We start from the raw sequence: 14853 nt of genomic DNA on the forward strand, positions 1-14853 counted from the left end.
CATGAGTCAGTTTTTCTCTATTCACCCTGAAAATCCCCAGCTGCGACTGATTCGTCAGGCCGTGGAAATTGTCCGTGCCGGTGGTGTTATCGTCTATCCCACCGATTCTGCGTATGCCCTCGGTTGTCAGATTGGCGACAAAAAAGCGCTGGACCGAATCCGTCAGATCCGCCAATTGGACAAACATCACAATTTTACCCTGATGTGTCGTGATCTTTCCGAGCTGTCGGCTTACGCCAGGGTGGACAATCAGGTGTTTCGCCTGTTGAAGACCTATACGCCAGGACCCTATACATTCATCCTGGACGCGACCGCCGAAGTACCCCGTCGGCTTATGCACCCGAAACGGAAAACGATTGGGCTCCGGGTCCCGGGTAACCCAATCGCACTGGCGCTACTTGAAGAGCTGGGTGAACCCCTGATGAGTGTCACACTGATTATGCCGACGGATGAATACCCGTTGACGGATCCCTATGATATTCGTGATACCCTCGAACATCATGTGGATCTGATCGTTGACGGGGGCTATTGTGGTCTTGAGGCGACCACCGTGGTTGACCTCTCCGGTGAGGTGCCCCAGGTTACCCGCCAGGGGGTTGGTCGGTTTGAAGACGTTATTATCTGACCGTATTATCTTCGACCAGTGGCTGTGATTGCCAGTCACCGTATAATATCCGGGCCCAATACCAGGGCCCCCATACCATCTGCCTAAAGTGATTTATGATCATGACAGCTGCTCCGGAAGGAGAGACAACACAAGCGGATCCGGTGTCCGAGATACTGCCTCACCCCTTACAGGGGGAAATGCCTTTTGCTGTCGTGTTGGGGCGTCAGATTACTGAGATACCCAAGGATCTGTACATTCCACCTGAAGCGTTGGAGGTCTTCCTTGAGGCATTTGAGGGTCCCCTGGATCTGTTGCTTTACATGATTCGACGGCAAAACCTGGACATTCTCGAGATCAACGTTGCGGAGATTACCCGGCAGTACATGGTTTACATCGAGATGATGCAATCCATGCAATTGGAACTGGCTGCCGAATACCTGTTGATGGCAGCCATGCTGGCCGAGATTAAATCCCGTATGTTGTTGCCCCGTCAGGTGGCTGAAGAGCACGAAGAGGACCCCCGGGCCGAGCTGATCCGCAGGCTCCAGGAATATGAACGCTTCAAACAGGCTTCCGAAGACATTGATGACCTGCCGCGCCTCGGTCGCGATGTGTTTCTGGCCACGGCAAAAGCACCGGATTGTCGGCAGGTACGGCCTGAGCCAGACGTTGCCATGAAAGAACTGCTGCTGGTGCTTGCCGATGTGCTGCGCCGTGCGCAGATGTTCGAGAGTCACAAGGTACAACTGGAACGATTGTCCACCCGGGAGCGAATGTCCCAGGTACTGGAAGCCCTGAGGGGTAAGCAGTTTCTGCCGTTTGTCAGTTTGTTCAAACTGTCAGAAGGTCGCGGTGGTGTGGTGGTCACTTTTTTGGCGCTGATGGAATTGATCAAAGAATCTCTCATTGAAATTGTACAGAGCGAGCCCTATGGACCTATTCATGTTAAGGCTCGCTCCTAGCAGGGGTAACAGGCGTCATAACGATGGAAAATGATCAGTTAAAAAAAATCGTAGAAGGTGCTTTGCTGGCCGCTGGGCGATCACTGGACATTGGTCATCTGCAACAGCTGTTCGATATCGATCAGGTACCGGAAAAGGATCAGCTGCTGGCGGTCATTGAAGAGATCGATGCAGACTGCGGCGATCGCGGATTTGAGTTGAAACGTACCGGCAGCGGCTACAGGATTCAGGTTCGGCAGGAACTGTCGCCCTGGATCAATCGCCTCTGGGAAGAAAAACCCAAAAAATACTCCCGTGCATTACTGGAAACCCTGGCGCTGATCGCCTATCGCCAGCCGCTTACCCGGGGTGATATTGAAGAAGTTCGGGGGGTATCTGTCAGTTCGGAGATTATCAAAACGCTTTTGGAGCGCGAGTGGATCAGGGCCGTCGGTCACCGTGATGTGCCGGGTCGTCCTGCATTGTATGCAACCACGCGCGAATTTCTCGATTATTTCAGCCTGAGCAGCCTCGACCAATTGCCGCCATTGAATGATATTCGCGATATTGATGATATCAATCCCTCATTGACACTTGATATGTCCGCACAGAAGCAGAGTGATATAGATGCTGGTGAGGTTTCAGTGGCAGCAGTTGAAACAGAGGATGCCGGGGTCGAATCCTGCCCAGATGATAATGACAATACTGAAATCAACCCACCTTCCGGCGATTGGCAACACTGATGTCTGAAAAATTACAAAAAGTACTGGCTGCTGCTGGCTATGGCTCCCGTCGTGAACTTGAGCAATGGATTACTGATGGGCGTGTGGAGGTCAACGGAAAGCCGGCGAAGCTGGGCGATCGTGTCACCGCTGAAGACGCCATAAGCGTCGACGGCAAGCGCATCAAATTAGCTGCGGCTGACCAGAAAATTCGCGTGCTGCTCTATAACAAGCCCGAGGGCGAAGTCTGTACCCGGTCTGATCCCGAAGGCCGTAAAACCGTGTTTGACCACCTGCCCAGATTGACAGGCGAGCGCTGGGTCGTGGTGGGCAGGCTGGACATTAATACCACCGGTCTGTTGCTGTTTACCAACAATGGTGAGTTGGCCAATCGTCTGATGCATCCCTCCTACCAGGTGGATCGGGAATATCTGGTACGGGTTCACGGTGCTGTTGACGACGCCATGATCAAGCGCCTGCGTGAGGGCGTGTTGCTCGAAGATGGTCCGGCCAAATTCAGCGATGTGGTGCCCGGAGAGCGGGTGGGCAGCAATGGCTGGTATACCGTAGCGCTGATGGAGGGCCGCAACCGTGAGGTGCGGCGTCTGTGGGAGTCCCAGGGCGTTGAAGTCAACCGTCTGAAACGCGTTCGGTTCGGGCCAATTTTTATGCCTTCCTATGTGCGCATGGGGCAGTGGATAGAGCTTGATGACCGTGCGTTGGCAGACCTGTTGGCTGCGACCAATATGCCTGCCAGCAAAAAACAGCGTAAACAGTTACCTGAAGACAGAAAACGCTGGGAGCGCCAGATGAAACGACTGCGTTCCAAGGGGCCATCGTCCCGATAATTCGGTCCAGCTGTGGGGTGACAGGGAATGGTGTTTTGACAAAACGAGCATTTGTAACCGGTGCCACCGGGTTTGTGGGAGGTGCGCTCTATGGTGCGCTTTTCCAGCTGGCGGCTGAATTGCCAACCCTTCAGAAAATTGCCATAGCAACGGTTGCGGGCGTTCCCCTCAGCTTACTGATCGCCACCGCCGTGTATTTGTTCGTAGAGCGGCCCTTTATGAATATGCGCGGTGGTCGCCGGCGTGAAGTTCCGGCGATGCCGGTCAGTGGTTAGGGGCAAGGCCTGGGTTTGTTTACTGCGCGTCCAGAGATTGGCCGGTTATCCCTTCGCTGGCACTGCCCATAAGGTAAAGGTAGGTGGGCATAATGGCTGCCGGAGTGGTTACGGTTGCAGGGTCTTCCGCCGGAAATGCCGTTGCCCGCATGCGAGTGCGGGTTGCCCCGGGGTTGATGCAGTTCACCCGGATGTTGCTGGTACCCTCCAGCTCATGGGCCAATACCTGTGACAAGCCTTCAATGGCAAATTTGGAGACCGCATAGGCACCCCAATAGGGTTTGCCCACTTTGCCGACACTGGAGCTGGTGAAGATAATCGAAGCGCTATCTGATTTTTCCAGCAGGGGCAGGAGCGCTTTGGTCATGAGAAATTCGGCCGTCACATTCACCTGCATGACTTTTTGCCAGCTGGCCAGCGTGTAATTGGCGATGGGTGTGCGCTGTCCCAATTCCCCGGCATTGTGAAGCAGACCGTCCAGTTGGCCGAATACCTCTTCCAGACGGTCGTGCATGTCACGGTAATCTTTCTCCACCGCACCATCCAGAGAGATGGGATAAATACCCGGTTGTGCGCCGCCAGCCTTTTCGATCTGGTCGTATACCTCTTCAAGCTTGGGGACCGTGCGGCCGATGAGGATGACGGTGGCGCCATGGGCCGCGAAAGTTCTGGCGGCCTCGGCACCAATGCCATCGCCTGCGCCGGTGACAGCGATAACCTTTCCGTTCAGCAGGTTATCGGGTGCTTGATACTGCTTGTGATTCATGGGGTTTCCTCTGAAAAATCAAGGGTGATAACTGATGGGCATCATCGACAGTATAGGTGGCCCCCCAGCTGCCCGGATCTTCGCTGTCGTCCAGATAGCCGTAGGCGGCGGCGATAGTGGCGGTGCCGGCGCGCATTCCTGCTTCGATGTCCCTGAGATGATCACCAATAAAGACGGCCGCCTCTGGAGCAATAGCCAGTTCCCGCAATGCAAGCAGGACGGATTCCGGGTCTGGTTTGGTGTGGGTGACATGATCCGGGCAAATAATGGTGCTTGGCGCGGATGTTAGGTGGAGCCGCTCCAGGAGGGCCAGGGTATACCGTTCCGGTTTGTTGGTCACAATGCCCCAGGGGATCTGATATTCAGCCAATTCTGCCAACAGCTCGACAATGCCGGGAAAGGGCCGGGTCCGTTCTGCCAGGTTATCCATATACAGCGACAGCAACTCCTGGCGCAGGGGCTCAAAATCCGGATGGCTGTTGTGTAGTGAGAAAGTCTTGCTGATGATCCCCGCCGAGCCGTGAGTCACCATTTTGCGAATGTCGCCCTCGGTCAGCAGGGGCATCCCTCTGCTGTCCAGCAACCGGTTGGTGCAGGTCAGAAAATCCGGTGCGGTATCCAGCAGGGTGCCGTCAAGATCAAACAGGACAGCCTGAAATGTTGGTTGTTTGGCCATTAAACTGGATATCCCATCAGGCGGGTTTGCGCACGCAGATCATGTAATTGACGTCCACATCGCGATCTGTCATCCGGTAGCGGCGGGTCAATGGGTTGTAGACCATGCCCGTCATGGCTTGCAGCTCGAGTCCACACTCCCTGACCCACTGACAGAGCTCTGAGGGGCGAATAAATTTGCCGTAGTCATGGGTGCCCCTCGGCAGAAGACGCAGCAGATATTCCGCACCGATAATGGCAAACAGGTAGGCTTTGGGATTGCGGTTAATCGTTGAAAAGTACAGGTAGCCACCTGGTTTTACCAGTCGCGCACAGGCGGCTATGACGGACAGCGGGTCTGGCACGTGCTCGAGCATTTCCAGGCAGGTGACAATATCAAATTGTTCGGGATGTTGTGCAGCCATATCCTCTGCAGTACTGCGCAGATAGTTCACAGCAACACCGCTTTCCAGCCCGTGCAGTCGGGCGACCGCCAGCGGTGCCTCGCCCATGTCGATGCCGGTGACGTCGGCGCCACGATGAACCATGGCTTCAGCCAGAATCCCTCCGCCACAGCCCACATCCAGTAATTTTTGCTCTGCCACCGGGGAGTAGCTGTCGATCCAGTTAGCCCGCAGCGGGTTGATGTCATGCAGGGCCTTGAATTCACTTTCCCGGTCCCACCAGCGACTGGCCAGGGCTTCAAATTTGGCGATCTCGGCACGATCGATATTGGACGATGACATGTTGGATCCCCAGTTGGACATGTGGCGAATTTAAAGGTGCTTCAGCTTTTACCGGTAAACTTGCGTTGCCATTGTCTGGCTTTGATGATGACTTCCTGTTCGTTGATGGTCTGCAGTTGCCGTTCCAGCATCAAGGCTCGACCATTGACCCACAGGTGGCTGACGCGACTTCCGGAGTTGGTGTAAACCAGTTGAGAGGCTGGATTATACAGCGGTTCAGTTTCGATTGTCCCAACCTCTATCGCTACCAGATCTGCCGCTTTGCCCGCTTCGATACTGCCAATGCGATCTCCCCAGCCCAGCGCTCTGGCCCCATTGATAGTGGCCATTTGCAGGGTGCTATGTGCATCGGCAGCACCGGGATCGCCGGAAACGGCCTTGGCGACGATCGCCGCTGTGCGCATTTCGCCAAACATATCCAGATCGTTATTGCTGGCGGCACCGTCAGTACCCAGTGCGACGTTGATCCCACGCTCCTGGAGCTGCGCCAGCGGACAGAATCCGCTGGCCATTTTCAAATTGGACTCCGGACAGTGAATAACATGCGCGTTGAAACTGGCGATGGTTTCCAGGTCGCTCTCGTCCAATGCCGTCATGTGTACACACTGGGTGAGGGGTGAGAGGAACTCCAGAGCCTTGAGTCGCTGAATGGGCCGCAATCCGTACTGGCCCAGGCTGTCTGCAACCTCACCCGCGGTTTCATGCAGATGAATCTGGACACAGGTGTCCAGCTCCTGGGCGTAAGTGGCTATCTTGCGGAGTGGCTCATCGGAGAGGGTGTAGGGTGCATGGGGGCCAAAGGCAATGCGTGTGAGGTCGCGTCCTTTGTAGTCATCCCGCAACTGCAGTCCCTTGTGGATATACTCATCGGGTCCGCGTCCCCAGGGGGAGGGAAAGTCGAAAACCGGAAAAGCGATTTGGCTGCGAATGCCGGCATGGCTGGCCACCCTGGCAGCACTTTCGGGAAAGAAATACATGTCAGAAAAACAACTGGTACCGCTGCGAATCATTTCCGCAACCGCGAGTTCAGTGCCGTCCTGCACAAAGCTGTCACTGACCCAGTGCATTTCGATGGGCCAGATATGCTCTTCCAGCCAGGTTTTCAGTGGGTAGTCGTCAGCATAGCCGCGCAGCAATGTCATGGCTGCATGACCGTGGGCGTTGACCAGCCCCGGCATTAGAATATGATTCGGCATCGACACCTGTTCACGGGCGCAGTACCTTCGCTCTGCTTCAATGCGTGGCAGCAGGGCGAGAATGTCGCCATCGCGGATAGCCACGCAGCAGTTTTCGTAAACCTGGCCTTCCGGGATGATCGGGATAATCCAGCGCGCTGAAATCAACAGATCTATGGGTTCAGGCGTCATGATGGGCCGTTCCTTGAATCGGTAGCAGGTCGCGCAGTATACCCGCAGAAAAAAGATCATTAAACAAAGGCATACAAGGGCGTTTCAGGTGTATTTTGTGGTATGATCCGGCGCTTGTTTTGGCGCCATTCAGGCGCCTGAACGTCCAAAACAAGCAGAAAGGGATCGAGCAGCAGTATGGGTGAATTAGCCAGAGAAATCCTGCCCGTCAATATCGAAGACGAATTGCGTCAGTCTTACCTCGATTACGCGATGAGCGTCATTGTCGGCAGGGCACTTCCCGATGTTCGCGATGGTCTTAAACCGGTTCACCGGCGCGTACTCTTTGCCATGAGCGTTCTGAATAATGACTGGAACAAGGCTTACAAGAAGTCTGCCCGGGTTGTGGGTGATGTGATTGGTAAGTATCACCCCCACGGTGATTCGGCTGTTTACGACACGATTGTCCGCATGGCCCAACCGTTTTCCCTGCGCTACATGCTGGTGGATGGGCAGGGTAACTTCGGTTCCATCGACGGTGACTCTGCGGCGGCAATGCGTTACACCGAAATCCGCATGTCCAAGATTGCCCACTCGTTGCTGGCCGATCTCGAGAAAGAAACCGTCAATTTTGTTGAAAACTACGACGGTACAGAACTGATTCCCCAGGTGCTGCCGACCCGTGTCCCCAATCTGTTGGTAAACGGTTCCTCCGGGATCGCGGTCGGTATGGCCACCAACATTCCGCCGCATAACCTGCGGGAGGTGGTGGCTGGCTGTTTGGCGCTGATCGATAACCCAGACATCACTATTGATGAGCTGATGGCCTTTATTCCCGGTCCGGATTTCCCTACGGCGGCCATTATCAATGGTCGAGCCGGCATTATTCAGGCTTACCGCACAGGCCGAGGTCGCATTTATGTGCGGGCCAGAGCAGAAGTGGTGCGCGATGAGAAAACCAGTCGCGAAATAATCATTATTCACGAAATCCCCTATCAGCTGAACAAGGCGCGATTGATAGAGCGCATTGCCGAGCTGGTCAAAGAGAAAAAAATTGAGGGTATTTCGGAGCTGCGGGATGAGTCCGACAAGGACGGCCTGCGGGTTGTTATCGAGCTTAAAAGAGGGGAGTCGGGCGACGTTGTACTGAATAATCTGTATGCCCAAACCCAGCTGCAGAACGTGTTTGGTATCAATATGGTGGCGCTGGTTGACGAGCAGCCCCGCACACTCAACCTCAAGGAAATGCTGGAAGCCTTTGTTCGCCACCGACGCGAAGTGGTGACACGCCGCACCGTTTATCTGTTGAGAAAGGCCCGGGAACGGGGCCATCTGCTGGAAGGTTTGGCCGTCGCCATTGCCAACATCGATGCTGTCATCGAGCTGATCAAGGCATCTCCGTCCCCCGCCGAAGCCAAAGAGCGTCTGATTGCCTGCGGTTGGGATGCCTCGGCAGTCGGCCAGTTTCTCGAGCATACCGGCAGCCACGCCTGTCGCCCCGAAGATCTGGATCCGCAATTCGGTATACGTGACGGCAAGTATTTCCTTTCTCCGGCCCAGGCCCAGGCCATTCTCGAATTGCGCCTGCACCGCCTGACCGGGATGGAGCATGACAAACTGTTGGCCGAGTACCAGGAAAAACTTGCAGAAATTGCCGAGTATCTGGCGATCCTTGATTCCCACAGTCGTCTCATGGACGTCATCAGGGAGGAATTGCGTGAAGTCAGTGAGGAATTCGGTGACGATCGCCGCACAGAAATTATCGAATCGCAGCACGATCTGACCATTGAGGATCTGATTACCGAAGAGGACCGGGTGGTGACCATCTCCCACGGTGGTTACGCAAAAACCCAGCCCCTCAGTGATTATCAGGCACAGCGCCGTGGTGGTATGGGCAAGTCTGCCACAGCGGTTAAGGATGAAGACTTCGTCGAGCATCTGCTGGTGGCCAGCACCCATAGTACGATTCTTTGTTTTACCAGCCGGGGTAAGGTCTTCTGGCTGAAGGTCTACCAGATCCCTCTGGCTGGCCGCAATTCCCGTGGGCGGCCTATGGTGAATTTGCTGCCCCTCGAAGAAAATGAGCGAATTACCTCCATTCTTCCCGTAGAGGATTATACGGCTGACCGGTTCGTGATCATGGCCACGGCCAATGGCACCATAAAGAAAACATCGCTTGATCAATATTCCCGTCCGCGCAGTGTCGGACTGCGGGCGGTGGATCTGGTGGAGGGTGATCACCTGGTGGGCACTGCGATTACGGACGGTAACTGCGATGTGATGCTGTTTAGCAGCGAAGGTAAGGCAGTTCGCTTTGCGGAGGCGGATGTGCGTGCCATGGGGCGGGTTTCCAAGGGTGTCCGCGGTATGCGGTTGCCCGCCGGTCATCAGGTGCTGGCTATGGTGATTCCCCAGGAAAACGGTTATGTGCTGACAGTGTCACAGAAAGGTTACGGCAAGCAGACGGCCCTGACTGAATTTCCCACCAAGGGTCGCGGTGGCAAGGGTATGATTGCCATGCAGTCCACTGACCGCAATGGTCCCCTGGTCGGTGCTGTCCAATTATTTGATGGCGATGAAATTATGTTGATCTCCGATCAGGGCACCATGGTTCGCACCCATGTGGGCGAAATCTCTGTGCTGGGTCGCAATACCCAGGGGGTTCGTGTCATCCGTCTCAAAGAGGGCGAGGCGCTGGTGGGTATGGCCAGGATAGAGGAACAGGAACCGTTGCTTGACGAAGAGCTGGAAGCCTAGCAGGGAGACGGTATGGCAGACGAAAACAAGCTCAGCCAGCTTCGCGAGCAAATCGATGCAATAGATGACCAGATCCTCACCCTGATCAGTGAGCGCGCCAGTTGTGCCCAGCAGGTGGCTGAGGTCAAACGTGCCGAGGGGGATACCATATTCTACCGGCCTGAGCGGGAGGCCCAGGTGCTTCGCCATGTCATGACGAAAAATCGGGGGCCGCTGGATAACGAAGAAATGGCCAGGCTGTTCCGGGAAATCATGTCCGCCTGCCTGGCACTTGAACAGCCGGTAAAAGTCGCTTTTCTGGGCCCCGAGGGCACTTTCACCCAGGAAGCCGCACTCAAGCATTTTGGCCATTCAGCACTGGCCGTGCCCCTCGGTGCAATCGATGAAGTCTTTCGGGAAGTGGCCGCCGGTGCAGTGAATTATGGTGTTGTGCCCGTGGAAAACTCCACGGAAGGCATGATTAACCACACCCTGGACACCTTTCTTGACTCCACCCTGAAGATTTGTGGTGAAGTGGAGCTGCGAATTCATCACCACCTGCTGGTCGGACCCAACACGCATCCCGACCGGATTACCCGAATCTATTCCCACGCGCAGTCATTGGCTCAGTGTCGTCAGTGGCTTGATGCCCACTACCCAAAAGCCGAGCGTGTTGCGGTCAGCAGTAATGCAGATGCGGCCAAACGTGTCATCGGTGAGTGGAACAGTGCCGCTATTGCCGGTGATATGGCCGCTGAGCTCTATGACCTGCAGAAGTTGTCAGAAAAAATTGAAGACCGGCCAGATAACTCCACCCGGTTTCTTATTATCGGTCGGGATGCCATACCGCCCAGCGGTGACGACAAGACCTCTATCATTGCAGCTGTTCGCAATGAGCCGGGTGCCCTGCATCAGCTGCTGGAGCCTTTCCACCGCCAGGGTGTGGATTTGACTCGGGTGGAAACGCGACCATCGCGGACCGGAAAATGGACTTATGTGTTCTTTATTGATTTTGAAGGACATTGTGACAATCCCAAAGTGGCGGAAGTGCTCCGAGAGGTGGCTGCTTTCGTCGCTGACCTCAGAGTGCTCGGCTCCTATCCAAAAGCCGTCTTGTAACCAGGCGTTGGGTTGATACTTATGCGTATGAACTTGAAGAGCCTGGCGTTGCCAGGCGTACAACATTTGCAACCCTATCAGGGCGGCAAGCCCCTCGATGAACTGGAACGTGAGCTCGGTATCTCCGGTGCAATTAAGCTGGCAAGCAATGAAAATCCGTTGGGTTTGAGTGAGCTGGCGAAAGCCGCTATAGAAGCCTCGTTTGAAAATGGTGCTCGCTATCCCGACGGAAACGGGTTTTATCTCAAGCGCCGGCTCGCCGAAAAATTGGCTGTTTCTGTCAGTCAGCTGACGCTGGGTAACGGATCCAATGAAGTTCTGGAGCTGCTGGCGAGAGGTTTTCTCGGTCAACAGCACAATGCCATCATTGCTGAACACGCCTTCGTGGTCTACCAACTGGTAATCACTGCGCAAAATGCCAACGCGATTGTTGTTCCGGCCAGTAACTGGGGCCATGATTTATCAGCTATGGCCGCCGCTGTGAATGAAGACACGCGCTTGCTGTTTATCGCCAACCCCAATAATCCGACCGGGACCTGGGTGTCGCTTGCATCAATTAAAGCGTTGTTGCAAGAGCTGCCAGACACTGTGCTGGTGGTGGTGGATGAAGCCTATTTTGAATATGTGGACCAACCCGGTTATGGCTCTGCCCTCGAGTTGATTGACGACTACCCCAATCTGATTGTTACCCGAACCTTTTCCAAGGCCTATGGTTTGGCGGCCTTGCGCATCGGCTACTCGGTATCTCATCCGGATGTGGCGGATATCCTCAACCGTCTTCGTCAGCCCTTCAACGTTAACAGTCCAGCACTGGCCGCCGCACTGGCGGTACTGGATGACGATGATTACCTGCAGCGCAGTATCGACGTCAATCGCGCTGGTTACGACCAGCTGGTGGCCGGTCTTGATGCCCTCGGGCTGGGGTATATTCCATCGGCAGGTAACTTTATCGCTGTTCAGGTCCCGGGGGATGCGCCGACCCTTTACGAGGCACTGCTGCGCCAGGGCGTCATTGTTCGCCCCATTGCTCTGTACGGTATGCCCCACCATTTACGGGTTTCTATCGGTCTGCCCGATGAAAATCAGCGCTTTCTCGACTCACTGGGCCGGTTGCTTGCTGATGGGGACAGAGCCTGATGAGGCCTGCCATCAACCGTCTATTGGTAGTGGGGCTTGGCCTGATTGGCGGCAGCCTGGCGAAGGCCGCCCGTGAGCGGGGACTTTGCCGGGAGGTAATTGGCAGCTCCAGAAATCCCGATACGCTGCGCAAGGCGCTGGCAACCGGTGTGGTTGACCGGATCGTAACCGATATTGGTGATCTGGCAGCGGACTTGGGTGAGGGCGACGTGGTTTTGGTGGGCGTGCCGACCCTGACCGTTCCGGATATTATGCGCCAATTGCAACCACTGCTGGCGGATAGCGTAACGGTGACCGATGTGGCCAGCGTCAAGGGCAGTGTCGTGGCCGCAGTGCGGCAAGCTTATGGCAAAATGCCCGCCCAGTTTGTGCCGGGGCATCCGATCGCCGGTTCGGAAAAAAGCGGTGTGGATGCGGCAAATAGCGCTTTGTTCGACGAGCACAGGGTGATTTTGACCCCTTTGCAGGAAACCGGTGAGGAGCATTTGCAGCGCGTCCGCGATCTTTGGCGGGGCGCGGGTGCCGTGATCAGTGAAATGACGGTGGCAGAACACGATGAGGTTTTGGCGGCCACCAGTCATTTACCTCACATTCTGGCTTACACGTTGGTGGATACACTCGCAGGTATGCGTGAAAACCGCGAGATCTTCCGTTACGCGGCCGGTGGATTTAGAGATTTTACGCGTATTGCCGCCAGTGATCCGATGATGTGGCACGACATTGTCATGGCGAACGACCAGGCGCTGCTAGCCGTGCTGGAAACGTTTACCGATCATGTGGATCAGCTGAAAGATGCTATTCAGAACAAGGACAGCGAGTACCTGCTGGGGGTGTTTACCCGCGCCAGGGAAGCGCGCAACCATTTCGCTAAAATGCTTGAAAACAAGGCTTACCTGGAGCCCATGACACAGACTATTGACTACCGGGTTTCCCCCGGCAATTCAGTTACCGGCAACATTCGTGTGCCCGGTGATAAATCCATATCCCACCGCTCGATCATGTTGGGTTCGCTTGCCGAGGGTGTCACCACCGTGACCGGCTTTCTCGAGGGTGAAGACAGCCTCGCCACGCTTCAGGCGTTTCGGGATATGGGTGTGGTTATCGAGGGTCCGCAGAGCGGCCGTGTGGTGATACACGGCGTTGGCATGGCCGGTCTCAAGGCGCCGGCCTGTCCGCTGTATCTCGGTAATTCCGGGACATCAATGCGTCTGCTGGCCGGATTACTGGCCGGTCAGGCCTTTGACGTGGAACTGACGGGAGACGAGTCTCTGTCGACGCGGCCTATGGAGCGTGTGGCAGCACCTTTGAGGCAAATGGGTGCTGTTATAGAATCGGAACAGGGTGGCAGGCCGCCGCTTCGTATCAGGGGAGGGCAGGCGCTCAAGGCCATCGATTATTGCCTGCCGATGGCCAGTGCCCAGGTGAAATCCTCGGTATTGCTGGCCGGTCTCTATGCCCATGGGACTACCCGGACCACAGAGCCGGCGCCGACGCGGGATCACACCGAACGGATGTTGACGGGTTTTGGCTATCCGGTTCAGCGAGAGGGTGCGGTTGCGCAGCTCGACGGCGGTGGAAAACTGTATGCCACGAACATCGATGTGCCGGCAGATATCTCATCTGCGACTTTTTTCATGGTGGCGGCGGCCATCGCGCCGGGTTCCGATGTGACGTTGACCCATGTGGGCGTTAACCCCACCCGCATCGGTGTCATCAATATCCTGCAGATGATGGGCGCAGACCTGGAGCTCACCAATTACCGTGAAGTCGGCGGCGAGCCGGTGGCCGATATCCGGGTCCGCTATGCGCCACTTCATGGAATTGACATTCCCGAAGATCAGGTGCCTCTGGCCATTGATGAGTTTCCCGCTCTGTTTGTGGCGGCAGCCTGTGCTGAGGGAACAACCCGCCTGACCGGTGCCGAGGAATTGCGGGTGAAAGAGAGTGACCGGATCAAGGCCATGGCAGATGGCCTGACCTGCCTGGGTATCCAGGCGCTTCCTACCCCGGATGGCATTGAAATTCAGGGTGGCACATTGCGTGCTGGAGAGGTGGACAGTCTGGGCGATCACCGTATCGCCATGTCCTTTGCGATTGCCTCGCTGAGGGCACAGGGAAATATTCTGATACGAAATTGTAACAATGTGGCGACATCATTCCCGGGCTTTGTGGCTTTGGCCAACAGTGTCGGTTTGAGAATTGTCGAGGAAATACGATGAGTGAAAAAAGAGTACCAGTCATAACCATTGATGGACCGAGTGGTTCAGGAAAGGGGACCATCTGTCAGTTGCTGGCTGCCAAATTGGGGTTCCACTATCTCGATAGTGGTGCGCTCTACAGGCTGCTGGCTCTGGCGGCAAAACGTCATGGTGTATCGCTGGATAATATGGAGTCTTTGGCTGTGTTGGCGGCCCATATGGACATTTCATTCAAGACGCGCGATAACGGCAACACGCCAAAAGTGATGCTGGAGGGAGAGGATGTGTCCGCGTTGATTCGCTCCGAGGGAGTGGGGACTAACGCCTCAGTCGTTGCCGCGTATCCGGAAGTGCGCGATGCCCTCCTGCAGCGTCAGCGAGCTTTTGCCGTGTCGCCGGGCTTAGTGGCGGACGGCCGCGATATGGGGACCGTGGTTTTCCCCGACGCCATCGCCAAAGTCTTCCTGACAGCGAGCTCGGAAGAGCGGGCGCAAAGACGTTATAAGCAGTTGATAGATAAGGGGGAAAGTGTTAGCCTTGCCGCCCTCGTAGAGCGGGTTCAAAAACGGGACGAACGGGACATGACACGCAAAGTGTCGCCGATGATTCCTGCGACCAACGCCGTGGTGTTGGACAGTTCAGCCTTGACCATCGAGGAAGTATTGCAAAAGGTGGTGGATGTGGTCGCGGCAAGCGGCATACAGCCACCGCAATAAACCGGGTTTGTGGTGTTTGGCCAGTAACGCACCATGTCACCC

At 55.6% G+C, this 14853-nt stretch carries 14 protein-coding genes; 10 read left to right on the forward strand and 4 right to left on the reverse strand.

The window, feature by feature from the left end:
* Position 1 precedes the first annotated feature (1 nt).
* The 5 genes from QZ516_RS07425 to QZ516_RS07445 all read left to right on the forward strand — a co-directional run bounded on the left by QZ516_RS07425 (position 2) and on the right by QZ516_RS07445 (position 3393).
* Entirely contained in the window at positions 2-625 is a 624-nt protein-coding gene (locus tag QZ516_RS07425) for an L-threonylcarbamoyladenylate synthase (RefSeq protein ID WP_297188063.1), read from the forward strand.
* Positions 626-726: 101 nt separating this feature from the next.
* On the forward strand, positions 727-1569 hold the full coding sequence (locus QZ516_RS07430) for a ScpA family protein (protein ID WP_297188064.1): 843 nt from the start codon (positions 727-729) through the stop codon (positions 1567-1569).
* A 23-nt stretch (positions 1570-1592) separates the two neighbouring features.
* The gene (gene scpB / locus QZ516_RS07435; protein ID WP_297188065.1) at positions 1593-2291 is read left to right on the forward strand and encodes an SMC-Scp complex subunit ScpB; all 699 of its coding nucleotides are present in this window, start codon (positions 1593-1595) and stop codon (positions 2289-2291) included.
* Positions 2291-3118 carry a 23S rRNA pseudouridine(2605) synthase RluB gene (gene rluB, locus QZ516_RS07440; protein ID WP_297188067.1) on the forward strand — a complete coding sequence of 276 codons (828 nt, stop codon included), beginning with the start codon at positions 2291-2293 and terminating at the stop codon, positions 3116-3118. Before scpB ends, rluB begins: the two co-directional genes overlap by 1 nt.
* A gap of 35 nt (positions 3119-3153) precedes the next feature.
* Positions 3154-3393 carry a hypothetical protein gene (locus QZ516_RS07445; protein WP_297188069.1) on the forward strand — a complete coding sequence of 80 codons (240 nt, stop codon included), beginning with the start codon at positions 3154-3156 and terminating at the stop codon, positions 3391-3393.
* A gap of 19 nt (positions 3394-3412) precedes the next feature.
* Here QZ516_RS07445 and QZ516_RS07450 read toward each other — a convergent pair whose 3' ends face one another.
* Genes QZ516_RS07450 through QZ516_RS07465 form a run of 4 tightly spaced genes read right to left on the reverse strand, consistent with a single transcriptional unit; the run spans position 3413 to position 6926 of the window.
* Positions 3413-4159, reverse strand: coding sequence for a YciK family oxidoreductase (locus tag QZ516_RS07450; protein ID WP_297188070.1), 747 nt, complete (start codon positions 4157-4159; stop codon positions 3413-3415).
* Positions 4128-4835 carry an HAD-IA family hydrolase gene (locus QZ516_RS07455; protein WP_297188071.1) on the reverse strand — a complete coding sequence of 236 codons (708 nt, stop codon included), beginning with the start codon at positions 4833-4835 and terminating at the stop codon, positions 4128-4130. Before QZ516_RS07455 ends, QZ516_RS07450 begins: the two co-directional genes overlap by 32 nt.
* Positions 4836-4851: 16 nt before the next feature.
* Positions 4852-5559 carry a bifunctional 2-polyprenyl-6-hydroxyphenol methylase/3-demethylubiquinol 3-O-methyltransferase UbiG gene (ubiG, locus tag QZ516_RS07460; RefSeq protein ID WP_297188073.1) on the reverse strand — a complete coding sequence of 236 codons (708 nt, stop codon included), beginning with the start codon at positions 5557-5559 and terminating at the stop codon, positions 4852-4854.
* A gap of 41 nt (positions 5560-5600) precedes the next feature.
* Entirely contained in the window at positions 5601-6926 is a 1326-nt protein-coding gene (locus tag QZ516_RS07465; protein WP_297188075.1) for a TRZ/ATZ family hydrolase, read from the reverse strand.
* 177 nt (positions 6927-7103) lie between these two features.
* On the opposite strand from QZ516_RS07465, the gene gyrA reads away from it, so the two are divergent.
* From gyrA to cmk, 5 genes are read left to right on the forward strand one after another with little or no spacing between them, the layout of a single operon-like run.
* Complete coding sequence (gyrA, locus tag QZ516_RS07470; RefSeq protein WP_297188077.1) at positions 7104-9662, forward strand: DNA gyrase subunit A; 2559 nt, start codon at positions 7104-7106, stop codon at positions 9660-9662.
* 12 nt (positions 9663-9674) lie between these two features.
* On the forward strand, positions 9675-10760 hold the full coding sequence (pheA, locus tag QZ516_RS07475; RefSeq protein ID WP_297188078.1) for a prephenate dehydratase: 1086 nt from the start codon (positions 9675-9677) through the stop codon (positions 10758-10760).
* Between the two features lie 21 nt (positions 10761-10781).
* Positions 10782-11897, forward strand: a complete 1116-nt coding sequence (gene hisC / locus QZ516_RS07480) for a histidinol-phosphate transaminase (protein ID WP_297188080.1) — start codon at positions 10782-10784, stop codon at positions 11895-11897.
* A complete protein-coding gene (locus QZ516_RS07485; RefSeq protein ID WP_297188082.1) occupies positions 11897-14116 on the forward strand; it encodes a bifunctional prephenate dehydrogenase/3-phosphoshikimate 1-carboxyvinyltransferase in 2220 nt (739 codons plus the stop codon). The genes hisC and QZ516_RS07485 overlap by 1 nt, the downstream gene beginning before the upstream one ends.
* The gene (gene cmk, locus QZ516_RS07490; RefSeq protein ID WP_297188084.1) at positions 14113-14811 is read left to right on the forward strand and encodes a (d)CMP kinase; all 699 of its coding nucleotides are present in this window, start codon (positions 14113-14115) and stop codon (positions 14809-14811) included. Before QZ516_RS07485 ends, cmk begins: the two co-directional genes overlap by 4 nt.
* Positions 14812-14853: the final 42 nt, after the last annotated feature.

It is taken from the genome of uncultured Porticoccus sp., from assembly GCF_913061305.1.
Taxonomy (GTDB): Bacteria; Pseudomonadota; Gammaproteobacteria; order Pseudomonadales; family Porticoccaceae; genus Porticoccus.